We start from the raw sequence: 24,793 nt of genomic DNA on the forward strand, positions 1-24,793 counted from the left end.
AGCGCCAGCCGGGGTTCGGGAGCTGGTGCTCAGGGGTGCCTCTAGGCCGTTGAGACACCCCTGAGCGCCAGCCGGGTTTCGTGGGTGAGGGGGCTAGGGGTGGGTGAGGGTTAGGCGGGCGGTGGCTCGCTGCTTGAGGGCGAAGCCTCGCTGGGCGGCGTTGCGGAGGTGGGCCACCAGGGGCCAGCGGGACTGGCGGGCCCAGGGGACGGCGACCTCGGTGGTGCCGTATTTCGCCTTGTAGGAGTTGCCGCCGACGAAGTCGAACTCGGTGACGCCGCGGGCTTTCGCGGCGCGCAGCGCGTGCCAGATCAGGGCCTCGTTGGGGCGCAGGTGCTGGTGCTCGCGGTAGCTGGCGCCGCCCCAGAAGTACATGGTGCGGTGGTACCAGGGCAGCACCGCGGTGGCGATGCAGCGGCCGTCGGCGTCGCGGGCGCGCAGCAGGGTTATCCGGCCGGCCGGACCGAGGTGTCGGATCAATGACCGGACGCGCTCCACGGAATAGGTCGGAACGAGATTCTGTTTGGCGAAAACGTCGCGTAATTGATCGTAGAATTCGTCGGCGAAAACCGGATCCGGGTCGGCCTCTTCGATGATCACTCCGGACTTGGCGGCCTTGCGGACATTACGGCGGCAGGCACTGGCCATCGCGCCGAAGAGCGCATCCTCGTCGGGGCTCAGGTCGATCACCGCGGTGGGCGCGGCGTCCCAGCGCAGGCCCAGGCCGGCCACGTCGGCCTCGGTGGCGCCGCGGTCGCGCACCTCGAGGTGGGCACAGCCGAGTTCGCCGAACGCGAACCCGGGCAGCGCGCGCAGCGCCTCCCGTCGGGACACCCCCGGGAGCAGGTTGAAGCCCAGGTAGGACGTGGTCCAGCCGGCCATCGGGCTGCCCAGCACGCGCAGGCCGTAGTGCCGGGTGAGCAGGCCGGTGAAGTGCCCGACGGTGGCCGAACCGTCCCTGACGGTGGCCAGCACCGGCTCGGCGTGCCGGCTCTCGGCCACGAACGCGAGCCACTCGGGCGTGTGGAAGATGAGGCGGTCCGGGTAGGTGGCGCGGTCGGCGTGGAGGGCGGCAGCCGGCTCCACCCGTTGCAGTCGAAGCATCCGTACGCCCCGATCGAATTAGGTGTCGAAGTCGGATGGTGCCCCGCCGTACGGTCATTCCGCAAGGCCCGTTCGTACCATTCGGGAATTGACGTGAATCATCCTCGCGTTCGGGGTGACAATTGCTACTGCCGCGCACCGCTATCCATTTGCCATCGTGAGGACATGGAGCCGCCGACGGCGATCAAGCGACGTCTGAACGAACTGGGCATCCGGAGCCGGCTGCGCGCCCATCCACGGACGCAGGGCCGGGTGCTCGCCCCGGCCGGACTGTTGCGCCGCCTGCCCAGCACACCGGGCCTCTACTTTCCCTTCTACCACGACGTGCCGGCGGAATACGCCGGTGACCTGAGCCGGCACCTGCGCGCCCTGCGCCGGCTGGGCCCGATGGTCAGCTGGGGCGAGGCCCTCCAGGTGCTGGCCGGCACCCGCGCGCTGACCGGGCCGATGTTCTGCCTCTCCTTCGACGACGGGCACCCGACCTGGCGCGACGTGGTGGCGCCGCTGCTGCGCGAGCTGGCCGTCCCGGCCACCTTCTTCCTCACCACCGGGCTGGTCGGCCGGCCCGGCAACCTGACCTGGCCGGACTGCCGCGAGATCCAGGACGCCGGGTTCTCGTTCGGCTCGCACACGATCAGCCACACCCGGCTGGCCGATCAGGACGACGTCGAGGCCCGCCGCGAGATCGCCGACTCGAAGAAGGAGATCGAGGACGAGCTCGGGACCGAGGTGCGTGACTTCGCCGCGCCGTACGGGCATCCGGCGGTCGACTTCGGTGAGCGGGACGTGCGGCTCGCCGAGGAGGCCGGCTACCGCAGTTTCGCCTCCACGCTGCGCCCGGCCATGCATCCCGGCGACTCCCCGATGTGGATCTGCCGGCAGGGGCTGCACCCGGCCTGGCCGATCATGGCGGTCAGGACCCGGGTCCATGACTGAGCCGCGGATCTACCTCTCCCCGCCGCACGTCACCGACGTCGAGCGCAAGCTGCTGCTGGAGGCGTTCGACTCGAACTGGGTGGCGCCGGTCGGCCCGGACCTGAACGCGTTCGAGGCCGCCTGCGCCGAGCTGGTCGGCGTCCGGCACGCGGTGGCGCTCAGCAGCGGCACCGCGGCGCTGCACCTGGCCCTGATCGCGGCCGGGGTGCGCCGCGGCGACACCGTGCTGGTCCCCTCGTTCACGTTCGCGGCCAGCGCCAACGCGGTGATGTACCTCGGCGCCCGTCCGGTCTTCCTGGACAGCACACCGGAGAGCTGGAACGTCGACCCGCAGCTGGTCGCCGACGAGCTGCGCGACCGGGCCGGCCGGGGCCAGCTGCCACGCGCGGTGGTCACCGTCGACATGTACGGCCAGTGCGCCGACTACCAGCCGATCATGGAGGCCTGCGACCGGTACGGGGTGCCCCTGATCGAGGACGCCGCCGAGGCCCTGGGTGCCACCTACCGCGGCCGGGCGGCCGGGTCGTTCGGGCTGGCCGGGGTGCTCTCGTTCAACGGCAACAAGATCGCCACCACCGGGGGCGGCGGGATGCTGGTCACCGACGACGGCTCGGTCGCCCAGCAGGTCCGGCACCTGGCCACCCAGGCCCGCGAGCCGGTGGCGCACTACGAGCACCGCACGGTCGGCTACAACTACCGGCTCAGCAACCTGCTCGCCGCGGTCGGCCGGGGCCAGATGCAGCGGCTGCCCGCCATGATCGAAGCGCGCCGGGTCACCGCGGAGCTCTACCGGGCCGCCCTCGGTGACCTGCCGGGGATCGAGTTCATCCCGGTGGCTTCGTACGGCGTACCGAACAGGTGGTTGACCTGTCTTCTCGTCGACGCCGAAAAGCTCGGGGCGAGCCGGGACCAGATCCTGGCCGCCCTGGAGAAGGAAAACATCGAGGCGCGGCCGACCTGGAAGCCGATGCACCTGCAACCGGCGTACCGGGACTGTGTGGTGCGCGGCGGCGCGGTCGCCGCCGACCTGTTCCACCGCGGGTTGTGCCTCCCCAGCGGATCCGCCCTTACCGGACACGACCGGGATCGTGTCGTGACCGCCGTTCGCTCGGTTGCCGCCGGGCAGAGAGGGTGACGGCGGATGCGCATCGTCTACATCCACCAGTACTACTGCAACCCGGGGATGGCCGGGGGCATTCGCTCCTACGAGCAGGCCCGGCGGCTGGTCGCCCGCGGGCACACCGTCGACGTGATCACCACCGACATCACCCCCGGCGACCGTGAGCTGGGCTGGAAGGTCACCCACGACGACGGGGTGACCGTGCACTGGTTCCGGGTCCCCTACAACAACCACATGTCGTACGCGCGGCGGCTCCGTGCCTTCGCCGAGTTCATGGCGCTCGCCACGGTGCGGGCGTCCCGGCTGAGCGCGGACCTGGTCTTCGCCACCAGCACGCCGCTCACCGTCGCGGTACCCGGTGTACTCGCCGCTCGGCTGCGCCGGGTGCCGTTCGTCTTCGAGGTCCGCGACCTGTGGCCCGAGGTGCCGATCGAGATGGGCGCGCTGCGCAACCCGCTGGCCCGGGGCCTGGCCGGCGCGCTGGCGAACTTCGCGTACCGCAACGCGGCCGAGGTGATCGCGCTGTCCCCAGGAATGGCCCAGGGTGTCACCGCGCGGCGCCCGGCCACTCCGGTCACCGTGGTGCCGAACGCCGCCGACCTGGACCTGTTCGCCGTCGACCCGGCGCGCGTGGCGCGGTTCCGGGCCGAGCACCGCTGGCTCGGCGACCGGCCGCTGATCGTCTACACCGGCGCGCTGGGCGCGGTGAACGGTGTGGAGTACCTGATCCGCGCGGCCCGCCGGATGCGCGAGCTGGACCCCGAGGTGCAGGTGCTGATCGTCGGGCACGGGCGGGAGTGGGAGAGCACCGGGCGGCTGGCCGCCGAGCACGACCTGCTCGACCGGACCGTGCACATGTGGGAGAAGGTGCCGAAGTCCGAGCTGCCGGTGATCCTCGGCGCGGCCACCGTGTCGACGAGCATGGTCCGGCCGATCCCCGGGCTCTGGAACAACTCGGCGAACAAGTTCTTCGACGCCCTCGCGGCGTCCCGGCCGATCGCCATCAACTACGGCGGGTGGCAGGCCGACCTGCTGACCGAGACCGGTGCCGGGCTGGTGCTCGACCCGTACGACGCGGACGGCGCCGGCGACGCGCTGGCCACCGCGGTGCGGGACGAGGACTGGCTGGTCAAGGCGCGCGCGGCGGCGCACCGGATGGCCGTCGAACGGTTCTCCCGGGATCAGCTCTTCGAGCGTTTCGAGGCCGTACTCACCCGCTCCGCGAGCGCCGGTCGACGGGGCCGCCGCGCCGCCGCCCGGACCGCGCTGCCCGAGCAGTCCTGACGAAGACGGGGGACCTCGAAGTGGAACTGCGTGCGTACGTCCGGGCCTGCCGCCGCCGATGGCTCTGGCTGCTGATCCCGGTGCTGCTGGCGGCCGGGATCGGCGCCGGGCTGACCCTGACCGCGGCACCCGCCTACAAGTCGTCGATGACCCTGTTCGTCTCGGCCGGCACCGGCGACCCGGACGCCGAGGCGCGCCGGCTCAACTCCTACATCGCGCTGCTCACCGGCCCGCGGGTGGCACAGGGCGTGGTCACCAAACTCGGCGCCGGGATCACCGCCGACCAGGTGCGCGGCAGCCTGTCCGCGCAGGTCAGCGAGGGCACCGACCTGCTGGTGATCAGCGCGACCGACCCGAGCGCGGCGCGCAGCCGGGCGATCGTCACCACCGCCGCGTCGGTGCTGGTCACCCTGGCCAAGCAGATCACGCCGCGGAGCCAGGACGGCGGCCCGGCACCGGCCATCTCGATCCTGCAGGAGGCGGAGACCGTCAAGGAGCCGGGCAACCTGGCCCGCAACGGCGGGTTCGCCGCGGTGCTCGGCCTGCTGATCGGCGCGATCGCGGTGGCCGTCCGGGAGGCGGCCGGCTCGACCGTCGCCGAGGAGGAGGATCTGCGCCGGCTCGGCCTGGGCACGGTCGGGGTGATCTCGCTTGACGGCCGCAACGGCCTCGGCGACCACCCGGACCAGGCGCTCGCCGAGGCGTTCCGCCGGCTGCGCAGCCTGCTGCCGGAGATCGCCGACGGGCGGGCCGGCACCCCGCGCGGCCGGTCGCTGCTGCTGGCCGGGCCTGGCCGCAAGGAGGGCACCACCGCGGTCACCTGCGGCCTGGCCATCGCGCTGGCCGAGACCGGCGCCCGGGTGGTGCTGGTCGACGCGAACCTGCGAACACCCGGGGTGGGCCGCTACCTCTCGCTGGACCCGGCGCCGGGGCTCGCCGAGGTGCTGGCCGGCGCGGCCAAGGTCCCGGACGTGCTGCGCGAGTCGCTGAACGGGCGGCTCACCGTGCTGCCGGCCGGGGAACACGTGCCGGACCCGGGCGGGCTGCTCGCCTCGCCCCGGCTGCCCGCGACCGTGCGGACCCTCACCGAGCGGTTCGACGTGGTGCTGGTGGACGCGCCGCCGCTGAACGGGCCGGCCGACGCCGCGGTGCTCGGCAAGGTCACCGACAGCGCGCTGCTGGTGGTGCGGGCGAACCGGACCCGGGCCGCGGACATCGAACGGTCCCTGGAGCTGCTCGAGAAGATCGGCGCCAAGGTGGCCGGCGCGGTCCTCAACGCCCTGCCGCGCAAGCTGCCCACCGGCCAGGCCTGGGCGGCGGCCGCCCAGGTGTCCCCGGCCGAGCGGCTGATCCCGCTGGACGACGACCCGGACGCGCCGGCGCCCGGCGGCGGCGGGCCGGTCCCGGCGCCCCGGACCCCGAACGGGGTGGTCCGCGGCCGGGCCCGGGTCATGAAGGAGGCCCTGTCCGGCGCCACCGCGAAGATCGCCACCGCGACGGTCAGCGCCGCGAAGGTCAGGGCCGCGAAGGACGACGGGAAAGCGGCCCCGGACGACGAGGTCGCCCGGGGCAAGGCCAAGGTCATCGAGCCGACCAGCCCGCCGGCACCGGCCGGCGACGACGAGGTGGCCCGCGGCAAGGCCAAGGTCATCGAGCCGACGAGCCCGGCGGCACCGCCCGCGCGGGACGGCGGCGCGAAGCCAGAGGAGTTACCGCACAGTGAGTGAGTTGCGGGTGGACCAGACGGTCGCCGCGGGGCTCGCGCCACGCCGCACCGCACCGCTGGCGTGGGTCTGCGGGCAACTCAGCGAGCCGTACGTCCAGCTGCTCGCCTCGCAGGTGCTGACCGGCGCGGTGGCGCTGGCCGCGAACATCCTGATGGTCCGGTCGCTGAGCCCGGCCCACCGCGGTGAGGTCGCGCTGCTGCTCCAGGTGGTCTACCTGGCCACCCAGGTGCTGCTGCTGGGCACCGAGCGCAGTTTTGTGGCCGGCTATCACCAGGTGGCCCCGGGGCCGGCGGTCCGGGCGTACGCGAGATTGCTCCTCGTCCCGTCGGCGGTCGGCCTGACCGGCGCGGTGATCTTCGCGGTGGCCGTGCCGCACCGGCACAACCCCGGCCCGGTGATCATCGCGATGCTGGCCTGGTACACCGTGATCGAGGCGGCCGCGCTGGCCAGCCGGTCGGTCGCGATCGCGGTCGGCCGGGTCCGCGACTTCATGGTCTGCCGGGTGATCGAGTCGGTGCTGCTGCTGGTCATGCTGACCGGCCTGTACGTCGCGCACACCACCCACCCCGAGGTGTGGTTCCTGGCCTACCTGTTCGCCGGCGCCGTGCCGACCATCGCCTACCTGGTCATCTGGCTGCGGCTGCCACCGGACCCGCACGCGGTCCCGCTGCGCGCCGGGCAGAACCGGCTGGTCCGCCGGGAGGGCCTGGCGCTGTTCCCGGCCGCGATCTCCAACATGGCGATGCTGCGGGTGGACCGGCTGGTCATCCCGGCGCTCGCGTCCACCGCCGCGCTCGGCCTCTACACCTCGGTCGCCACCATGACCGAGCTGCTGGCCTGGCCGATCCGCGCCTACGCCGACTCCCGGCTGGGCCGCTGGCGGGCCTCGCACCACGCCGGCGGGCTGCAGGCCGGCCCGATCGTGCTGGCCGCCGCGGTCTACTGCCTGGTGGTGGTCCCGCTCGCGGCCGGCGGGCTGTACCTGCTGATCGTCCCGGTCTTCGGCCACCAGTACGCCCCGGCCCGGGTGGTGGTGCTGCCCCTGGTGGTGGCGGCCGGGCTCTACGCGGTCTCCCGGGTCAGCCTCGGCCTGCTGATCGCGAAGGGACACGGCGCGCTGGTGTCGGCCGCCGAGATCACCGGGTTCGTCGTGAGTTTCGCGGTCTACCTGCTGCTCATCCCCCGGATCGGGATCCTCGGCGCGGCCTACGGCTCGCTCGCCGGCTACGGCGCCTGCCTGGTCTTCGCCCTGATCGGCAGCCGGATGGCGAAGGACCGGGGTCATGCCCAGGAAACCTGACCCGCGCGTCTTCCTCGCGCCCGGCCTGCTGCTCGTGCTGATCGCGATCGGTGGCCGGTTCACCCTGGACCGGGCCGGTTTCCCCGACCTGGCCTGGGTCGACCTGCGGGTGATCGGCCTGATCGTCGCGCTGATCGTGCTGGCCGTCGACATGGCCCGGCGCCGCCGGCCGCTTGCCGAACGCAACGAGGACTGGCTGGTCGTCACGCTGCTGTTCTTCCTGTTCCAGATCGCCTCGGCGCTGTGGGCCCCGCCGGCCTCCCGGATCGGCCCGCAGACTCTCGACCTGGTCCTGCTCGCCGCGCTGACGCTGGCCTTCTACTACTGGACGCTGGGCGACCCGGAGCGGGCCGTCCGGTACACGCTGCTGCTGTTCTTCCTGGCCGCGATCGTCTTCGCGCTGGCCGCGATCTTCATCAACGGCCCCGGCGAGCAGGGCCGCTACTCCGCGTTCGGCGGCGGCCCGAACGTCTTCGTCCGGATCGAGCTGCTCGGCGTGATCAGCGCGGTCGGGCTCTTCCTGCTCTCCCGCCGGGTGCTGCCGCTGCTCGTCACCCCGCTGTTCCTGCTGGCCGCGGTGCTCTCCGGGTCGCGGGCCGGCCTGATCGCCGGCGGGGTGGTCGGTCTGGCCGCGCTCTGGAAGATCCGCGGGCGGCTCAAGCCGGGGCCGGTGCTGGCGACCGGTGGCTTCCTGGTGGCCGCCGCCGTGGTGATCTGGTTCGCGGCGCCGCCCGCGTTCACCAGCCTGTTCCAGGAGCGGTTCGTCGAGCAGACCGTGCAGGAGCAGTACCTGTCCGACCGTACCGACATCTGGGCGGCGGCGATCCGGATGGCGGTCGAGCATCCGGTGGCCGGCGCCGGGCTGGACGGCTTCTACGGCCTGATCGGCGTGAACCAGATGGTCGAGTACCCGCACAACTACGTGCTCGCCGTCGCGGCCGAGGGCGGGCTGATCGGCCTCGGCCTGCTCACCGGCGCGGTCATACTGTGGACGAGGACCGTACGCGGTGGCGGCGCCCGCCCGCAGGTGACCGGGCTCGCCGTGGCGGCGGCCGTATTCGTGGCACTGAGCAGCCTTTTCTCCGGGGACTACTACGACGCCCGGCTTGCCTGGACCTTCGCCGCGATGGCCGCCGCGGCCGCGGTGTCCCGGGCCCGGACGGCACCGGCCGCCGAGCCCGCCCGTGAGCGAGAGGCGGCTACACCATGAAGAAGTTCCCGAGGCGTTCGATCCTGCTGCTCGGCGCCGGCGCGATAGTGGCGGCGACGGTGGCGGAGAGCACGGCGCGGCCGTGCAACGCCATGCCACTGCCCGGCGACGAGCCGGCCGCGGTCCCGTCGGCGTCCGTCCGGTTGAAACCGGTCAGCCACTGGACCGGCGTGTTCGAGCAGAGCTGGGACTACCAGTCCCGGACCGCGCAGCCGATGAGCCGGTCCCGGGACAGCCAGGACCACTACGACCTGGCGTACACGCTGGACGCGAACGTGGCGATGTTCCGGGCCACCGGCACCCGGCGCTACCTGGACCGGGCGCTGGCCTACACGGAGAACGTGGTGGCCGCCGCGGCGCCGTCGAGCAGCCTGTCCGGCAGCACGTTCCACGACCGCTACCGCGGCTGGGCGTCGAGCAAGTCCGGGCAGCGCGGCGACGAGGTGCCGCTCTACGAGAGCTACTTCTGGCGGTACGCCACCCAGCTGCTGGTCGCGATCCGGCAGAGCCCCCAGGTGTACGCGAACGCCGGCTACCGGGCCCGCTACGACAAGCTGCTCTCCTTCGCCGAGGTGGACGTCTTCGAGAAGTGGTATTCGCGGGGCGCCGACGAGTCCATCTACCGCGAGCGCACCCACATGGCCGCGCACTGGGCACTGATCGCGCTCAACCTGGGCCGGCTCACCGCCGACAGCGGGCGCCGCACCCGGTACAAGCAGGTGCTGACCACGATCGGCGCGCGGATCCGCAACCAGATGACCCGCAACCCGGTGGAGCCGACCGCGTACTTCTGGAACGACGTCTGGGGTTCGACCCGGCGGCCCGGCCAGGACGTCGGGCACGGCAACGGGGTGATGGCGTACGTGGTGGAGGCCCGCGACCAGGGGACGACCTGGACCGCGAAGGACATCACCGCGTTCAACGCGCTGCTCACCAAGGTGGTCTGGCCGGGCGGCACGACATACCGCGAGTTCGTCGACGGCACCGGCTCGGACAACGGCTGGATCGCCGACGGCTTCGTCAAGCTCGGCCGGTACGACCCGGCCGTCCAGCACCGCCTGGAGTCCTATCAGGTGGTCAACGACCAGTTCGCCGCGAACATGGCGCTCAACGCAAAGATCCTGCGCGCGTGAGGAGACACCGATGACGGCATCGCTGCTGGAGCCGGCGGCCCGGGAGTGGAAGGAGACGCTGCACCACGTCGTCCACGACATGTACCACGTGCCCGACTACGTCGTGCTGGACGCCCGGCTGTACGGCGGTGAACCGGCCGCGTTCCACTTCGAGCGGGACGGCCGGCGGCTGCTGATCCCGCTGATCCTGCGGGAGATCCCCGGCTCGGCGCTGCGGGACGCGCTGTCGCCGTACGGATATCCCGGCCCGGTCAGCGATGCCGCGCCGGACGACGACGACTTCTGGCGGGCGGCCTGCGCCTGCCTGGCGCAAACCCTGCGCGAGGCCGGCGTGATCTCGATGTTCGTCCGGATGCACCCGCTGCTGAGCCCGCCGTCGCCGGTGCTCGACGAGGCCGGTGCGCTGGTCCGGCACGGCGAGACGGTCTCGATGGACCTCACGATCAGCGTCGAGCAGATGTGGCAGCTGACCCGCAGCGACCACCGCAACCACATCAACCGGGCGAAACGCGCCGGCACCCAGGTCGTCTTCGACGACTGGGGCCGGTTGGCCGAGTGGGTCGAGGTCTATCACGACAACATGCGGCGGGTGGGCGCGGCCGATTACTACTTCTTCACGTACGACCATCTGGCCGCCCTGCACGACGCCGTGGGTGACCACATGCACCTGGCGGTCGCGTTGGAGGGTGACGAGGTGGTCGGCGGCAACACGTTCTTCGAGTACGACGGGATCGCCACCGGATACGTCTCGTCGACCCGCCGGGCGCGCGGCCGGTACGCCGACGAGCTGCTCTACGACTCGGTGCGGCGGTGGTGCAAACAACGGGGTGCGCGGCTGTTCCACCTGGGCGGCGGCAAGGGCGGCAGCAACGACTCGCTCTTCTCGTACAAGGCCGGGTTCTCGCCGAGCCGGCACCCGTTCCACACCTGGCGCGTGGTCACCGACTCCCCGGCGTACGAGAAATTGGTCGTGGACAAGCGGCCCGGCGCCGATCCCACGGACCTGACCGGCACCTTCCCCTCGTACCGATAAGGAATGCCTGCCATGCGGATCACCTGTGTCGGCGGCGGCCCCGCCGGTCTGTACTTCGCGGTGCTGGCGAAGCTGGCCGACCCGAGCCGGGAGATCACCGTGCTGGAGCGCGACCCGGCCGGCGTCACCTACGGCTGGGGCGTGGTCTTCTGGGACGACCTGCTCGACGACCTGTTCCGCTACGACCCGGTCAGCGCCGCCCGGATCTGGGACGCCGCCCACAAGTGGGACGAGTACGAGGTGCGCGCGGCCGGCAAACCGGTCACCCACCTCGGCGGGTACGGCTTCAGCCTGGGCCGGCACCGGCTGCTGGAGATCCTCGGCGAGCGGGCCCGGGAGCTGGGCGTGGAGATCCGCTACTCCGACGAGCTGACCGATCCGGCCCAGTTGCCGCCCGCCGACCTGACCGTGGCCTGCGACGGCGCCGGCAGCCGGCTGCGCGACCAGCACGCGGAGCACTTCGGGGCGCAGGTGGAGACCGGCCGGAACAAGTACATCTGGCTCGGCACCCCGCACGTGTTCCGCACGTTCACGTTCGGCTTCGAGCGCACCGAGGCCGGCTGGATCTGGTTCCACGCCTACCCGTTCACCGACCGGGCCAGCACGTTCATCGTCGAGTGCACCCCGGAGACCTGGGCCGGGCTGGGCCTGGACCGGATGGACTCGGCGGCCGGCAACGCCCGGCTGCAGCAGATCTTCGCCCGGCACCTGGACGGGGCGCCGCTCGACGACGCCGGGCGCGGCTGGCTGAACTTCCGGCGGGTCACCGCGGAACGCTGGGACCACGGCACCGTGGTGCTGATGGGCGACGCCGCGCACACCACGCACTTCGCGATCGGCTCCGGCACCAAGCTGGCCATGCAGGACGCCATGGCGCTGGCCGACGCGATCGCGCTGTCCCCGCTGGCCCTGCCCGCGGCCCTGGAGCAGTACGAGCACCGCCGCAAGGTGGCCCTCGCCCCGTTGCAGCGCGCCGCGTACGCCAGCAGCGCCTGGTTCGAACGGATGCCGGAGTACGCCGAGCTGCCGGCCCGGCGGTTCTCGTACGCGCTGTCGAACCGGCGCGGCGAATACCCGGCGTGGCGGTACCTGCTGCACATGACGACGCAGAGCGCCGTCCCGCGCACGATGCTGCGCTGGACCCTGAGCGCACGACGGTGGCACCGGGCCCGGAGGCGGCCGGCCCGGCATCTCACCGCAGCAGTCCCCTGATCCCCTCACGGAAGGAAGTCAGATGGCCGAAGGTGCTCTCCTGGAACCCGACGACACCGCATGGGCCGAGGCACTGGACCGCACCCGGCACGACATCTACCACCTGCCCGGTTACGCACGGTTGGACGCCCCGCTCTCCGGCGGCACCCCGATGGCGTTCCGCTACGACGAGGCCGACCACGTCCTGATCATCCCGCTGATCCTGCGTCCGGTGCCGGAGACCGGGCTGCAGGACGCCGTCTCCCCGTACGGCTATCCCGGGCCGGTCAGCGACGTCGCGCCGGTCAACACCGGTTTCTGGGCCCGCGCCGCCCGGGCCATGGTCGAGTTGCTGCGCGCCCACGGGGTGGTCACCGCGTTCACCCGGCTGCATCCGCTGCTGCCCGCGCCCCGGCTGTCGCTGGAGACGGTGGGCACGCTGGTCAACCACGGCGAGACCGTCTCGCTCGACCTGACCCGGAGCACCGAGCAGCTCTGGCAGGAGACCCACCGCAGTCATCGCAACCAGATCGGCAAGGCGAAACGGGCGGGCGTCGCGGTCACCTTCGACGACTGGGCGCGGTTCGACGTGTGGATCGACACGTACCACGCGACGATGCGGCGGGTCGGCGCCCGTGCCTTCTACTTCTTCGACCGGGAGCACTTCCACCGGCTGCGCGACGCTCTGGGCGGGCATCTGCACCTGGCCACCGCGGTCCGGGACGGCGAGGTGCTCGGCGGCAACCTGTTCTTCGAGTACGCCGGGATGATGCACACCCACCTGCAGTCGACCCGGGACGGGCAGATCTTCCACGCCGACAAGCTGCTCTACCACGAGGTGCGGCTCTGGGGCCGGGAGCGCGGCAACCGGGTGTACCACCTGGGCGGCGGGCTGGGCGGGTCGGACGACTCGCTGTTCCGGTACAAGGCCGCGTTCGGGGCCGGGCGGCAGCCGTTCCACACCTGGCGGCTGATCACCGATCCGGCGGCGTACCAGCGGCTCGCCGGGGCGCCGACCGCGGCGGCACTGTCCGGGAGGTTCCCGCCGTACCGATAAAGGTCTCAGGTCGGCTCCGGCCGACCCGATGGGTGCCGCATGGTGCAGAGGCGACGACAGGCAGGCACGGCCGTCGTCCTCGTCGCCCTGTACCTGCTGGTGGTGCGGGTCCTCCCGATCCCGGAGCTGGTCGCCGGGCGGATCAGCCAGCTCGCGCTGGTCATTGTCGGGCTGGTGGTGACGGTGGCCTGGTCACGCTCCGCGGTCCGGGCGACCGGCCGGATGCGGGTCGGACTGGCCGTGTGGGGTGTGGCCGGCGCGGGCTGGACCACCGGCCAGGTCCTCTGGCTGGCCGGCGGCTGGGAGATCGGTGGCGGGCCGATCAGCCCGGCCGGGCAGGCCGGCTTCGCGGTCACCATGGTCGGCGCGCCACTGGCCGCCGTGCTGCTGGTCGGCCGGCCGTCGGCGAGCCTGCGCACGCTCTTCGACGCGCTGCTGATCGGGACGTCGCTGTTCTTCGTGATCTGGGCGCTGATCCTCGGTCCGCAGTACCGGGCCGGCGCGCCCGAGATCGGCACTGTCGTCTACGCGGTCGCCGACGTGGTCATCCTGAGCCTGCTGCTCCTGCTGCTGGCGGATGCCGGTCCGGCGCTGCGCACCCCGTTGGAGATCGCCGCGATCGGCATCGTGGTGCAGTTCGCGGCGGACACCGTCTTCGCCTACGAGGTGGTCAACGGCAGCTACCGGTTCGGCGCGCTGCCCGACCTGCTGTGGCTGACCGCGTTCACGATCCTCGCGGTCGGCGCGCCGCACCGCACCGAGCTGCGCGGCGTGACCCGGCTCAGCGACGGCGGGCGGCCGCGGGCGTACCTGCCGTACGTGCCGTTCGCGCTGGCCTTCCTCACCGGCTCCACGATGATCGTCACCGGTCAGGAACTGGACCGGATGCTGGCCGGGCTGAGCATGACGCTCACCGGGCTGGTGGTGTTCCGCCAGATGCTGATCCTCGGCGACAACCGCTCGCTGACCCGGCAGCTCTCCACGCTCGTCGACGACCTGCGGTTCCGGGCCGACCACGACGCGCTCACCGGGCTGGCCAACCGCGCCCGGTTCGAGGAGATCACCGAACGGGCGCTGGAGCCGGGCGCCGACCGGGCGGTCGCGGTGCTGCTGCTGGACCTGGACGGGTTCAAGCCGGTGAACGACACGTACGGGCACGACGCCGGGGACCGGGTGCTGGTCGAGGTGGCACGGCGGCTGCGCGGCGCGGCCGGGCCGGACGACATGGTGGCCCGGCTCGGCGGCGACGAGTTCGCGGTGCTGACCGGGGACGACCCCGGGCCGGTCGCCGATCGGGTGCTCGCCACGTTCCGGACACCGTTCGACGTGGGGCCCGGGCAGGCGCGGATCGGTGCCAGTGTCGGGGTGGCCGCCGGCCGGCCCGGCGGGCGCGGGGTCGGTCAGCTGGTGCGGGACGCCGACCTGGCCATGTACGAGGCAAAACGCAGCGGTCGCAATAAAGTGGTGTCGGCCGGCCGGGCGGCGTGACCACAATGATCACCATGCTCCCCGCGACCCGGACCCTGCTGGACTCGCTCGACCCGCTGCCGTACCGGGACCGGATGCGCCACCTCGCCGACTGGGCGCGGACCGCGCCGGACCGGGCCGAGGTCTGCGCCGAGCTGCGCGCCGGCGACGGATACGCCCGCCACCTCGCCCTGGTCGCGGCGCTCGTCGTCGACGACCGGGCGGCGATCGACGCGGCGACCCGGGACCCGCTGCCGGGGCTGCGGTCGGTCGCGCTCACCGCGGCGCTGCGGGCCGGGCGGCTCACCGGGCGGGTCGCCGAACTGGCCGCGATGGACCGGCGGCGGATCTACCGGACGCTGCGGGTCAGCCCCGCTCCGGCGATCGCCGACGCCCTGATCGGCGAGATCCGCGCGGAGTACGGCGACGACGAGGCGGCCGCGCTGCTCCCGGCCTGCGGCGAGGCGACCGTACGTGACCTGCTGCCCGACCTCGCGCACGCGGCCCGCCTGGACCGGCTGGCCCGCCGCCGCCCCGAGCTGATGGCCGCGTACGCGGCGGACACCCTCGCCGCCGCTCACCCGGAGTCGCGGGCCCGGGAGTGGGAGCGGCTGGCCGCGGCGGTCCTGGCCCTGGCACCGTCGCTCGCCCTCGACCTGCTGGAACGTTTCCCCCCGGAGGACCGTCTGCCGGGCGACCCGGCCGGGTACGGCGTGCTCGCCACGCACGCGCCCGCGCGAGTGGCCCGCCTGTTCGCGGCGCCCGCCCGGACCGGCTGGCTGCGGCGGATCACGCTGCCGCCGTCCCTGCTGCGCCGGCTCGTGGTGCTGCCCGACACGGACCTGGTTCCGCTGGCCCGGCGGCTCGCCTCGATCGCGCCGCTGCTGCGGGTGCTGGCACCGGCCCGCCGTCCGGCGCTCTACGACGCCGTGCTCGCCGAGCAGGATCCCGACCGGAGCCGTACGCGGCACGACCTGCTGGACCTGTTGCCGGCCAACACCCGGGTGCTGGAGGCCCGGCGGATGCTCACGGTGGACACGGTGCGTGCCGACGAGGACCTGACGCTGCAGGTGAGCGCGTACCTGGACTGGCCCTCGGCGTCCGCCGCGCTGGAGGTCGCGACCCGGGCCGGCGACCCCGGCGTGCGGGCGCGGGCGTACTTCCGGCTGGTCGAGGCCGCCGGGCGGTCCCGCGACCCGGACGTGGTGGCCGCCGTGGTCACCCGGCTCACCGGCCTGCGCAACGAGCAGGACCCGGTACGCGCCGCCGCGCTCATGGCGCTGGCCGAGGTGGCCCGCCTGCTCACCGCCGGTGTCGCGGCCGCGCTGACCCGGCTCACCGCCGACGCCGTCGACGCCCGGGACACGTCGGTGCAGACCACCGCCGCGCTCAGCCGGCTGGCCGTGGAAACCCTGCGACACCACGTCGAGGTGCCCGAGCTGCGGGACTGGGCGCTGCTCACCATCGGCCGGATCGGCGGCGACAGCCGCATGCCGGTGCTGGCCCGCTTCGACCTGACGCTGCGCCGCGGCCAGGAGACCCTGGTCTTCGCCGCGCTGCGCGACTGGGTGGAATCCCACCTGGACCGCGGCTCCCATGCCCCGCTGTTCGTGCTGACCGCCGCGCTCGGCCGGCGCGCGTGGCAGCTGCCCGGCCTGCAGGAGCTGCTGCACCGGGCGACCGGGCCCCGGGTCGCGGACGCGGAGGCGAGACAGGCGATCGAGTTCTGGCTCGCCGACCCGCGGACCCGCCCGGCCCGGGTGGCCGAGGTGCTCGCGGCCGACCCGTCCGCGGCGACGATCCCGGTGGTCTGGCAGACGCTCTGCGCCCGGCGCACCGACCTGCTCGACCGGGTGCTGTCCGGCCGGGTGCGCGGGCGGTTCGTCCAGGCCGGGGTCCGCTGGGCACCGCCCTGGCCGACGCACGTCACCCGGTGGCTGCCACGGCAGCAGGCGAAGCTCGTCGAGGTGCTGGCGTTCGTGCTGGCCGACACCGGGGTGGACGTCTGGCATCGGGCGACCGCGGTCCGGGCCGCCGCGGCGGCCGGGGTGCCCGGACGCGAGCTGCTGCTCCGATACGCCGACGCGGACGAGGTGCCGATCGCGGAGGCGGCGCTGGGCGCGCTGGTCTGGACCGACCGGCCGGACCTGGCGCTGCCGGTGCTGCTCGCGCACGCCGGCGACGACCGGGCCCGGGTGGCGATGTACGCCGCGGCCCGAGCCGCCAAACACCTCCCACCGGCCGATCTGACCGAGCCGTTCGCCGCCCTGCTGAGCGGCCCCGCCAAGGTCACCAGCCGGAAGGAGGCGGTGCGGATCCTGGCCCGGTACGGCCCGCCCTCCTCGATCGACCGGCTGCTCGCCGTGTACACCGCGCCGGACCAGCACCGCGACGTGCGCGCCGCGATCGCCGGCGCGGCCCGGCAGCGCCTCGACCGGGAGGCGAGCTGGGCGATGCTGGACCACGCCGTCGGCGGCAGCCGGGAGGAGCGCGCCGCGGTCCTGGCCGCCATGCCCTACGCGATCCCGGCCCGGCACCGCCCCCGCTACGCCGCGCTGGTCGTCGCCGCGTGCCGGGCCGACGACCGGGAGGTCCGGCGGGCCGCGTTCGGCGTGCTGCACCACTGGTCCCGCTGGGCCGGCGACACCACCGACCTGCTGGTGGAGCGGCTCACCGACCTGGACGAGCCGCTGGCCCACGTCCAGGTCGCGGTCCTGCTGTCCGGCACCGGCTACACCGCGCTGGGCCGGGCCCTGGCCCGGATGGCCGAGGTGACCGACGCCGACGCCCGGCCCGGCACCGACCTGCCGGCCCGGCGGCGGATCGAGGTGCTGGCGAAGGGCGCGTCCGCGCTGGGCCACGCGCTCGGCTCGGACGCCGACCGGTCGGTGCCGCTCGCGGCGATCCGGGAACTGGCCGCCCGCCCCGGCTACCGGGCCGTCGCGCTGACCGCGCTGCTCGACCTGGGCAGTCTGGAGATCCTGGTGGAGCTCGCCGACCGGTGCGCGGGGCACCCGGTGATCGCGGCCCGGGTCGCCGACCGGATCGGCCGGCGCCTGCGGAACGAACGGGCGTTCCCCTCCCCGGCGGTCCTGCAGGAGCTGATCGAGCGGCTGATCTGGCGCGAGGACCTGGCCGGCGGGCTGTTCGCCGTGCAGCTGGTCGGGATCGGCGCCGCGCACGGGTGGGCCGGGCGCTGGCGGGACCTGGTGCAGGCGCTGCGCTCGCACCCCAACCCGGACGTCCGCGACGACGCCCTCGCCATCACGATGTCCTGACGCCCGACCGCCGCCGGTCCGGGCCACGGCGCGGCTCGGGGTTCTCGGCTGGTGCTGAGGGGTGCTTCAAGACGGTCGAGACACCCCTGAGAACCAGCCGACCACCGGGAGGCGCGTGGCGGCCCGGACCCGGGACCGCGTAGCGCAGGACCGATGACCGGGAGGCGCGTGGCGGCCCGGACCCGGGACCGCGTCGCGTTCGCCTCACGGGCGGGACGTGGCTCGTAGCCTACGGACGGGCGCCGGGTATTCGTACCACATCGGTGTGGTATGACCCAGTGGATATGGGCCGTGGGCGGACCGCGGAGATCAACCACAGGTCATTCATAGACTTCGATGTTTTGCTCTGCTCGTCATCCCCCATCCCCGAGGAGGAGAGCCATGCAAGACAACGACGCCTACGTGCGCGAGGTGCACGACAAGGGGTTGCAGTTCGACCTGCCGACGATGTCCCGGCGGAAGATGCTGACCGTCGCCGGTGGTGTCGGCGCCGCGGTGATCGGCGGCACCCTGGCGACCGCCAACGGCGCCGACGCCGCGACCGCCGCGGCCGCCTGCGTCGCCGAGGTCGAGTCGGAGACCGCGGGCCCCTACCCGGCCGACGGCTCGAACGGCCCCGACGTCCGGGTGCAGTCCGGCATCGTGCGCAGCGACATCCGCTCCAGCTTCGGCACCTCGACCACCACCGCGCCGGGTGTGCCGCTGCAGTTCTCGCTGACCGTGCAGAACCTGGCGTGCACCCTGGTGTCCGGCGCGGCGATCTACGCCTGGCACTGCGACCGGGCCGGGAGGTACTCGCTGTACTCGTCCGGGGTGACCAACCAGAACTACCTGCGCGGCATCCAGGTCACCAACTCGTCCGGGGTGGCGACGTTCACCAGCATCTTCCCGGGCTGCTACTCGGGCCGCTGGCCGCACATCCACTTCGAGGTCTACTCGTCGCTGGCCGCCGCCACCAGCGGTGCCGGGCCGATCCGGAAGACCTCGCAGATCGCCCTGCCCAAGGACGTGTCGTCGACGGTGTACTCCAGCGCCACCGGGTACTCCGCGAGCGTCACCAACCTGAGCCGGATCACCCTGGCCAGCGACATGGTCTTCGGTGACGACCTGGCGGCCCGGGAGATGGCGACGGTGACCGGCTCGGTCGCGGCCGGCTACGTCGCGAACCTCACCATCACCGTCAACCTGTAAGGAAGGGGGCCCCGCGACGGGCAGCAGCGGGGCCCCTCTTTCACTTCCGCACCATCCCGTGCGGGTCGAGGACGTACTTGCGGGCCGCACCCTGGTCGAACTCCGTGTAGCCGCGCGGGGCGTCGTCCAGCGGGATCGGCGTGGCGTTGACGTTCTTCGCGATCTGCACCCGGTCGTGCAGGATCGCCATCATCAGCCCGTGGTGGTATTTCATCACCGGGCACTGGCCGGTCACGAACGAGTGCGACTTCGCCCAGCCCAGCCCGAGCCGCAGGGAGAGCGAGCCGACCTTCGCGTCGTCGTCGACACCGCCCGGGTCACCGGTCACGTACAGGCCCGGGATGCCGATCCCGCCGCCGGCCCGGGTCAGGTCCATCAGCGAGTTGAGCACCGTGGCCGGCTTCTCGGTCTGCGCATCCCGGCCGTGGCCGCGCGCCTCGAACCCGACCGCGTCGACCGCGCAGTCGACGAGCGGCTGCCCGATCGCCGGGGCGGACGGCCCGAGGATCTGCTGCACCTGGTCGGCCGGCTCGCCCTGCGCCACGTTCACCGTCTCGCAACCGAAACTGCGCGCCTGGGCCAGCCGCTCCTCGTTCAGGTCACCGACGATCACGACGGCCGCGCCGAGCAGGAACGCCGAGCTGGCCGCGGCCAGGCCGACCGGGCCGGCGCCGGCGATGTAGACGGTCGAACCGGTGGTCACGCCCGCGCTCACACAGCCGTGATAGCCGGTCGGGAAGATGTCGGAGAGCATGGTCAGGTCGAGGATCTTCGCGAGCGCCTGGTCGCGGTCGGGGAAGCGGAGCAGGTTCCAGTCGGCGTACGGGACCATCACGTACTCGGCCTGACCGCCGACCCAGCCACCCATGTCGACGTAGCCGTACGCCGAACCGGGGCGGTCCGGGTTGACGTTCAGGCAGACGCCGGTCTTGCGTTCCTTGCAGTTGCGGCACCGGCCGCAGGAGATGTTGAACGGCACCGAGACGATGTCACCGGTCTTGACGAACTCGACGTCCGGCCCGACGTCGATCACCTCGCCGGTGATCTCGTGCCCCAGGACCAGGCCCTCCGGCGCGGTCGTCCGGCCCCGCACCATGTGCTGGTCGCTGCCGCAGATGTTGCTCGTCACCGTCTTCAGGATCACGCCGTGCGGGGTGCGCCGGCCGACGTTCATCTTGTTCACGCCGGGACCGTCTTTGACCTCGTACGACGGGTACTCCACGTCGCGGATCTCCACACGTCCGGGGCCCTGGTAGACAACGGCTCTGTTGCCCATGGTGATCTCCCATCCTGGTGAGCAGTCGATCCTGATGTTTCTCGCGTGGTAGCCGGAAATGAACCCTCGGTAGTGGCAACGCGCGTCGAAAATCGCATTGCACCCATCCAGTGGCATCATTCGCTCGTGATCGACTTTCTGCGGACGCTGCCGCTCGACGGAATCGACATGCTGGTCTCGTGGAACGGCTCACGGGTCCAGGTCCGGGACCCCCGGAACGACCGGCTGATCAGTGAGTCCGCCGCGCTCGGCGCGATCACCGGGCTGACCGTGTGCCCGGTCGCCTGGCGGGATCCGCTGATCGCGACCGGTACCGGCGACGGCGCCGGCTGGCTGGAGCCACGCAGCGGGGTGGCCGCGCACCCGGACTCCCCCGCCGGCGCCCTCGGCGGGATGGCGGCGTGGGCCGGGACCCTGCTGGCCGGCACGTCCGCCGATCCGTTCATGCTGATCCGCTGGGACGCCGGGACCGGCGCCCGCCTGGAACCGCTCGGCCGGCACGAGGACCAGGTCACCGCACTCGCCGTGGTGGACCTGCCGGACGGGCCGATCGTCTGCGCCGGGGACCGGACCGGGGCGATCCGGCGCTGGGATCCGCGTACCGGGGCGCGGGCCGGCCTCCCGCTGGTGGTCGGCGACGACATCATCCGGGCGATCACCCCGGTCCTGCTGCCGGACGGCCGCCGGCTGATCGCCGCGGCGACCGCCGACCTGCACCGGTGGGACGCCACGACCGGCGAACCGATCGGGGTACCGGTCGTGGTGGACAGCGCCGCGGTGCACAGCCTGGACGCGGTGCTGGTGAACGGGCGGGTCGAGCTGATCACCGCGGGGTCCGACGAGGTGGTGCGCCGCTGGGACGCGGCGACCGGCGAACCGGTCGGCGACCCGATGCCGGGCCGCTCGGCGACCGTGCTGCACCGGTACGGCCAGCTCACCCTCGCGGTCGGCACCCTGACCGGCGCGGTCGACCTGCGTCCGCTCGGCCAGCCGCACCCGGACCGCCGCACCTGATCCACCGGGCCGTGTCCGGGGGTTCATCCCCGTGCCCCAGGGTTACCGCGACGATCATCCCCGTGCCCGAGGGTTACCGCGACGACGGAGGTGCCATGGACATCTGGTTGAGGCCGGTCAACCCGGCGGTCTCCGCCGAGGCCGCGACGTGGGAGACGCGCTAGGTGCTGCGGCGGATCCGGGACCGGTCGTTTTCTTCCCGGTACGGGCTGGGAGCTCTCGTACGCCGTGGTCGCCGCCCTGGCCCGCAGCCTGGAAGGGTTCATCGAGCGGCAGACCGAGGCGGTGTGGCAGCTCGAGCAGCGCCGTGGTCACCCTGCCCACCCTCGTCCTGACCTGGGCCAAACGCCGCGGCTGGTGGTGAACCACCCCGCCGCAAACCGAAAGCCAGGCCGTCGCAAAACGAAAGATCAGGCGGCGTCGCGGCGGCGGGACGGGTCGATGATCTCGCGGTGCCGGGCCGGCCGGCGCGCCGCCGGCAACTGCGGCCCGACCCGCGCGGGCCAGATCCGCTGCGGGCGGTCGGCGAGTTTCGGCCGGTCGCGGGGCACCAGCGTGCGGTCCGGCGGCACCCAGATCGGCAGCGGCGCCCACGCCGGCCCCCACCAGACGATCACGCCGTAGCCCCGGACCAGCGGCGGCTGCAACGCCGGCCACCGCGCCTCGAGCGGGATCGCCAGCCGCCACGCCTCGATCGGGACGAGGCCGGCGACCGGGTGCCCGGCCGCGCCGAACAGCACCGGCAGCGGCGGGGCGGGCAGGGCGTGCGGCTCGACGCCGGCCGGCAGCGCGCCGGGTTCGGCCTTCTCGGCGGCGGTCGCAACGGTCGCCGGGGCGCTGGCCAGCACGATCGCGCAGCAGACGGTGACCAGCGCGGCGCCCAAGGCGACCGGTTCCCAGCCGGGCCGGACGGTGTCGCCGAGGATGGTCAGCGCGATCACCGACGGCGCGATCACCTCACCGGTCCAGTGCACCGCGGTGACCCGGCCGACGTCGCCGCGCTGCAACGCGTTCGCGTACATCACCATGCCGTTGGCCGCGAAGACCAGCAGCACCCAGGTGAGCGGCTCGGTGGCGATGGTCCAGGCGGCCGAGCCCATCGTGGTCATCTCGTCGTCGGGCAGGTGCAGGGCGCGGCCACCGAGCGCGGCGGCGCCGACCGAGAGCCCGCCGACCGCGGCGATCAGGCCGGGAACGCCGGTCCTGGTGGCGGCCCAGCCGAGCACCAGCACCACGACCAGGGCGACGCAGAACCCGATCCGCAGCCCGGAGGAGGCGGCCACCATGGTCTGCTGGCCGGCCGAGAGGGCCAGCCCGGCCAGCGCGCACATGGTGATCGCGATGGCCGCCACGTCGCGGCGGCGCAGCCGGGAGCCGAGGAACAGCCAGGCGGCCAGCGCGGTGATCGCGAGCGAGCCGGCCAGCACCGACTCGACCAGGTAGACCGCCAGCTCGCGCAGGGCGATCATCGAGCCGAGCCAGGCGGCCATGTCCAGCGCGATGCCGATCAGGTAGAGCGGATGCCCCAGCGTGCTGACCGCGCTGGTGCTGCGCCGGGCGCCGATGGCCTGCAGGATCGAACCGACCGCGTAGCAGAGCGAGCCACCGATGGCGATGCTCAGCGCGACCCAGCCGGCGGTCGTCATCTCGATCGACCGCCGTCACCGAGGGTGTTGGCAGCTCTCACGCCCTGATGATATGGCCCGTCTTCGATTCGCGCGAGGCCTGCGCGGTGAACTCGGTGACCACGTCGACGATCCGGCACACATCTCCTGGGCTGCACCGATGATCAACTGGCAGGGTCAGCATCCGGTCCGCCCACGCGGCCGCCTCGTGATCGCCGCTCCACCATCCGCGCCGATCCTGCCGCCAGTGCACCGGCGCGAAGATCGCATTCTCGGCGAGACGCACCAGCAGCGCGTCACGGTCGCTCTCCGAGGGCAGGGCGAGCGGCAGGCGGAACGGCGCGGCGTCGCTGTCCCTTCCGGATCGACCATATTTGGTACGTCCATAGAGCCCGGTCCGCACCGCTTCCACGTTCCGGCTGCCCGCCGCGCGGATCCCGGACACGTCAAGCATCGGCAGCACCGCAGCCGTGACCGTGCTGGCCGGCCCGGCGCTGCCCAGCAACGTGCCCTCGCCGCGCCGCTGCAGGGCCCGGAAGCTCTCCTTCGGCACCGGCTGCCCGGCCAGCCACCCGCCCTTGAGCAGCATCGCGGCGAGTTTCTCGGCCGCGCCCTGGCTCTCCGGCCCTTCCGTGCCGGGCAGCTCCCGTCCCACCGGCGACCACAGCAGCCCGCCGTCCGGCACCGGCAGCGTCTTGCGCAGCGACGCCACCGCGTACGCCGCGGTGCTCGTCCGCGCCCACCCGCTGAACGGGTCGTGCGAGTGATCCTCGATCACCGGGATCGCCGGGTGCGCGCCGATCCACGCCGCCCAGCCCGCACCGTCCTCGCGGCCGAAGAGGTTCTGCGCGAGCACCACGTCACCGGGCCGGGTCCGCAGCGTCTCCCAGCGCGGCCCCCGCCCGTCCGGCAGCTGCCGGTAGTACGTGACCGGCAGGCACTCGGCGAGCGCCTCGGCCACCCCCATGCAGAAGTACGACGGCACGTGCAGCCGCCCGCCCGGCGCGAGCAGTCGGAGCAGCGCGCGCAACGCCCCGCACCCGGTCGCGAACAGTTCCCGCCGTGACGGCAGCCAGCCGGGCAGCCCGCCACCGGTCAGCACCGCCGGGTCCCAGTGGAACTCCGAGCCGATCTCCCGGGCCGCCGGTTCAGGTGGCACGGGACAGGTCCTCGGCCGGGGCCGGCTCCGCCACCCGTTGCTGCGGGATCTCCACGGCCCGCTCGATGTTGAGCGTGTCCACGTGCACCGGCGGCTCGCCGCGGCGCAGCCCGGTCACGGTCCGCCCGACGATCCGCAGGTCCAGCAGCGGCGACCAGTGGTCGATGTACCAGCGGTCCAGCACGAACCGGGCCGGCCAGTCGATGTCGTCGCGCCCGTTGACCTGCGCCCAGCCGGTGATCCCGGGCCGCACCTCGAGGCGCCGGGCGTCCAGCGGCGAGTAGTTCGCCACCTGCGGCAGCACGTCCGGGCGCGGCCCGACCAGGTTCATCCGGCCGGACACCACGTTGAGCAGCTGGGGCAGCTCGTCGAGGCTGGTGCGCCGCAGGAACCGGCCGCACCGGGTGATCCGCGGGTCGTCGTGCAGCAGGCCGAACGGGTCGGCCATGCCCAGCTGCGCGCTCATCGCCACGCTGTCGTGCACCATCGACCGGAACTTCAGCATCCGGAACGGCTGGCCACCACGGCCGGCCCGGTCCTGGACGAACAGCACACCCTTGCCGTCGGCGACCCGGATCCACAGGGCGACCCCCAGGATCAGCGGTGCCAGCAGGATCAGTGCGACGGCGGCGGCGAGTTGGTTGATCAGGTTCCAGATCGGGCGTACGAGGTCCACGATTCCCCCAGC

General features: G+C 73.1%; 19 protein-coding genes. 14 read left to right on the top strand and 5 right to left on the bottom strand.

Features of this window, described 5'->3' with window-relative positions; all coding sequences use genetic code 11:
• Positions 1 to 93 precede the first annotated feature (93 nt).
• Positions 94 to 1,104 (bottom strand): lipid II:glycine glycyltransferase FemX, encoded by a 1,011-nt coding sequence (locus tag Apa02nite_RS01410; protein ID WP_203823460.1) that lies wholly within the window; start codon positions 1,102 to 1,104, stop codon positions 94 to 96.
• 165 nt (positions 1,105 to 1,269) lie between these two features.
• Here Apa02nite_RS01410 and Apa02nite_RS01415 point away from each other — a divergent pair, with 165 nt between their 5' ends.
• The 13 genes from Apa02nite_RS01415 (at position 1,270) to Apa02nite_RS01475 (ending at position 19,031) form a co-directional block, all read left to right on the top strand.
• On the top strand, positions 1,270 to 2,040 hold the full coding sequence (locus Apa02nite_RS01415) for a polysaccharide deacetylase family protein (protein WP_203823461.1): 771 nt from the start codon (positions 1,270 to 1,272) through the stop codon (positions 2,038 to 2,040).
• Positions 2,033 to 3,175, top strand: coding sequence for a DegT/DnrJ/EryC1/StrS family aminotransferase (locus Apa02nite_RS01420; protein WP_203823462.1), 1,143 nt, complete (start codon positions 2,033 to 2,035; stop codon positions 3,173 to 3,175). The genes Apa02nite_RS01415 and Apa02nite_RS01420 overlap by 8 nt, the downstream gene beginning before the upstream one ends.
• A 6-nt stretch (positions 3,176 to 3,181) precedes the next feature.
• On the top strand, positions 3,182 to 4,444 hold the full coding sequence (locus tag Apa02nite_RS01425) for a glycosyltransferase family 4 protein (protein ID WP_067690164.1): 1,263 nt from the start codon (positions 3,182 to 3,184) through the stop codon (positions 4,442 to 4,444).
• 20 nt (positions 4,445 to 4,464) lie between these two features.
• The gene (locus Apa02nite_RS01430; RefSeq protein WP_239164042.1) at positions 4,465 to 6,171 is read left to right on the top strand and encodes a tyrosine-protein kinase domain-containing protein; all 1,707 of its coding nucleotides are present in this window, start codon (positions 4,465 to 4,467) and stop codon (positions 6,169 to 6,171) included.
• Complete coding sequence (locus Apa02nite_RS01435) at positions 6,164 to 7,471, top strand: lipopolysaccharide biosynthesis protein (protein WP_239164043.1); 1,308 nt, start codon at positions 6,164 to 6,166, stop codon at positions 7,469 to 7,471. Before Apa02nite_RS01430 ends, Apa02nite_RS01435 begins: the two co-directional genes overlap by 8 nt.
• The gene (locus tag Apa02nite_RS01440) at positions 7,455 to 8,681 is read left to right on the top strand and encodes an O-antigen ligase family protein (RefSeq protein ID WP_067690167.1); all 1,227 of its coding nucleotides are present in this window, start codon (positions 7,455 to 7,457) and stop codon (positions 8,679 to 8,681) included. The genes Apa02nite_RS01435 and Apa02nite_RS01440 overlap by 17 nt, the downstream gene beginning before the upstream one ends.
• On the top strand, positions 8,678 to 9,814 hold the full coding sequence (locus Apa02nite_RS01445; RefSeq protein WP_203823463.1) for a hypothetical protein: 1,137 nt from the start codon (positions 8,678 to 8,680) through the stop codon (positions 9,812 to 9,814). Before Apa02nite_RS01440 ends, Apa02nite_RS01445 begins: the two co-directional genes overlap by 4 nt.
• A gap of 10 nt (positions 9,815 to 9,824) precedes the next feature.
• Entirely contained in the window at positions 9,825 to 10,847 is a 1,023-nt protein-coding gene (locus Apa02nite_RS01450; RefSeq protein WP_203823464.1) for a GNAT family N-acetyltransferase, read from the top strand.
• Between the two features lie 12 nt (positions 10,848 to 10,859).
• Positions 10,860 to 12,059 (top strand): FAD-dependent monooxygenase, encoded by a 1,200-nt coding sequence (locus Apa02nite_RS01455; protein WP_203823465.1) that lies wholly within the window; start codon positions 10,860 to 10,862, stop codon positions 12,057 to 12,059.
• Positions 12,060 to 12,081: 22 nt separating this feature from the next.
• On the top strand, positions 12,082 to 13,095 hold the full coding sequence (locus Apa02nite_RS01460; protein ID WP_067690175.1) for a GNAT family N-acetyltransferase: 1,014 nt from the start codon (positions 12,082 to 12,084) through the stop codon (positions 13,093 to 13,095).
• Positions 13,096 to 13,134: 39 nt separating this feature from the next.
• The gene (locus Apa02nite_RS01465; RefSeq protein WP_203823466.1) at positions 13,135 to 14,583 is read left to right on the top strand and encodes a sensor domain-containing diguanylate cyclase; all 1,449 of its coding nucleotides are present in this window, start codon (positions 13,135 to 13,137) and stop codon (positions 14,581 to 14,583) included.
• Positions 14,584 to 14,597: 14 nt separating this feature from the next.
• Positions 14,598 to 17,840, top strand: coding sequence for a hypothetical protein (locus Apa02nite_RS01470; protein ID WP_239164044.1), 3,243 nt, complete (start codon positions 14,598 to 14,600; stop codon positions 17,838 to 17,840).
• Positions 17,841 to 18,221: 381 nt separating this feature from the next.
• Positions 18,222 to 19,031 (top strand): intradiol ring-cleavage dioxygenase, encoded by an 810-nt coding sequence (locus tag Apa02nite_RS01475; protein WP_203823468.1) that lies wholly within the window; start codon positions 18,222 to 18,224, stop codon positions 19,029 to 19,031.
• Positions 19,032 to 19,071: 40 nt separating this feature from the next.
• Here the strand turns inward: Apa02nite_RS01475 and fdhA are convergent, their stop codons facing one another.
• Positions 19,072 to 20,307: a formaldehyde dehydrogenase, glutathione-independent gene (gene fdhA / locus Apa02nite_RS01480; RefSeq protein WP_203823469.1), complete on the bottom strand. Its 1,236-nt coding sequence runs from the start codon at positions 20,305 to 20,307 to the stop codon at positions 19,072 to 19,074.
• 126 nt (positions 20,308 to 20,433) lie between these two features.
• Here fdhA and Apa02nite_RS01485 point away from each other — a divergent pair, with 126 nt between their 5' ends.
• Positions 20,434 to 21,321 carry a WD40 repeat domain-containing protein gene (locus tag Apa02nite_RS01485; protein WP_203823470.1) on the top strand — a complete coding sequence of 296 codons (888 nt, stop codon included), beginning with the start codon at positions 20,434 to 20,436 and terminating at the stop codon, positions 21,319 to 21,321.
• Between the two features lie 410 nt (positions 21,322 to 21,731).
• On the opposite strand, the gene Apa02nite_RS01490 is transcribed toward Apa02nite_RS01485, so the two are convergent.
• From Apa02nite_RS01490 to Apa02nite_RS01500, 3 genes are read right to left on the bottom strand one after another with little or no spacing between them, the layout of a single operon-like run.
• Positions 21,732 to 22,967 carry a hypothetical protein gene (locus Apa02nite_RS01490; RefSeq protein ID WP_203823471.1) on the bottom strand — a complete coding sequence of 412 codons (1,236 nt, stop codon included), beginning with the start codon at positions 22,965 to 22,967 and terminating at the stop codon, positions 21,732 to 21,734.
• Positions 22,968 to 23,004: 37 nt separating this feature from the next.
• Complete coding sequence (locus tag Apa02nite_RS01495; protein ID WP_203823472.1) at positions 23,005 to 24,105, bottom strand: aspartate aminotransferase family protein; 1,101 nt, start codon at positions 24,103 to 24,105, stop codon at positions 23,005 to 23,007.
• Positions 24,095 to 24,781, bottom strand: coding sequence for a sugar transferase (locus Apa02nite_RS01500; protein ID WP_203823473.1), 687 nt, complete (start codon positions 24,779 to 24,781; stop codon positions 24,095 to 24,097). Before Apa02nite_RS01500 ends, Apa02nite_RS01495 begins: the two co-directional genes overlap by 11 nt.
• Positions 24,782 to 24,793: the final 12 nt, after the last annotated feature.

The organism is Actinoplanes palleronii (assembly GCF_016862315.1).
In the GTDB taxonomy this organism is placed as follows: domain Bacteria; phylum Actinomycetota; class Actinomycetes; order Mycobacteriales; family Micromonosporaceae; genus Actinoplanes; species Actinoplanes palleronii.

Bases quoted from the DNA above. Each gene is read 5' to 3' on its own strand.
- Apa02nite_RS01420 (WP_203823462.1), top strand. From the start codon at position 2,033: ATGACTGAGCCGCGGATCTACCTCTCCCCGCCGCACGTCACCGACGTC.
- Apa02nite_RS01415 (WP_203823461.1), top strand. From the start codon at position 1,270: ATGGAGCCGCCGACGGCGATCAAGCGACGTCTGAACGAACTGGGCATC.
- Apa02nite_RS01410 (WP_203823460.1), bottom strand. From the start codon at position 1,104: ATGCTTCGACTGCAACGGGTGGAGCCGGCTGCCGCCCTCCACGCCGAC.
- Apa02nite_RS01475 (WP_203823468.1), top strand. From the start codon at position 18,222: ATGCAAGACAACGACGCCTACGTGCGCGAGGTGCACGACAAGGGGTTG.
- Apa02nite_RS01470 (WP_239164044.1), top strand. From the start codon at position 14,598: ATGCTCCCCGCGACCCGGACCCTGCTGGACTCGCTCGACCCGCTGCCG.
- Apa02nite_RS01440 (WP_067690167.1), top strand. From the start codon at position 7,455: ATGCCCAGGAAACCTGACCCGCGCGTCTTCCTCGCGCCCGGCCTGCTG.
- Apa02nite_RS01450 (WP_203823464.1), top strand. From the start codon at position 9,825: ATGACGGCATCGCTGCTGGAGCCGGCGGCCCGGGAGTGGAAGGAGACG.
- Apa02nite_RS01490 (WP_203823471.1), bottom strand. From the start codon at position 22,967: ATGACGACCGCCGGCTGGGTCGCGCTGAGCATCGCCATCGGTGGCTCG.
- Apa02nite_RS01455 (WP_203823465.1), top strand. From the start codon at position 10,860: ATGCGGATCACCTGTGTCGGCGGCGGCCCCGCCGGTCTGTACTTCGCG.
- Apa02nite_RS01460 (WP_067690175.1), top strand. From the start codon at position 12,082: ATGGCCGAAGGTGCTCTCCTGGAACCCGACGACACCGCATGGGCCGAG.
- Apa02nite_RS01425 (WP_067690164.1), top strand. From the start codon at position 3,182: ATGCGCATCGTCTACATCCACCAGTACTACTGCAACCCGGGGATGGCC.
- fdhA (WP_203823469.1), bottom strand. From the start codon at position 20,307: ATGGGCAACAGAGCCGTTGTCTACCAGGGCCCCGGACGTGTGGAGATC.
- Apa02nite_RS01445 (WP_203823463.1), top strand. From the start codon at position 8,678: ATGAAGAAGTTCCCGAGGCGTTCGATCCTGCTGCTCGGCGCCGGCGCG.
- Apa02nite_RS01465 (WP_203823466.1), top strand. From the start codon at position 13,135: ATGGTGCAGAGGCGACGACAGGCAGGCACGGCCGTCGTCCTCGTCGCC.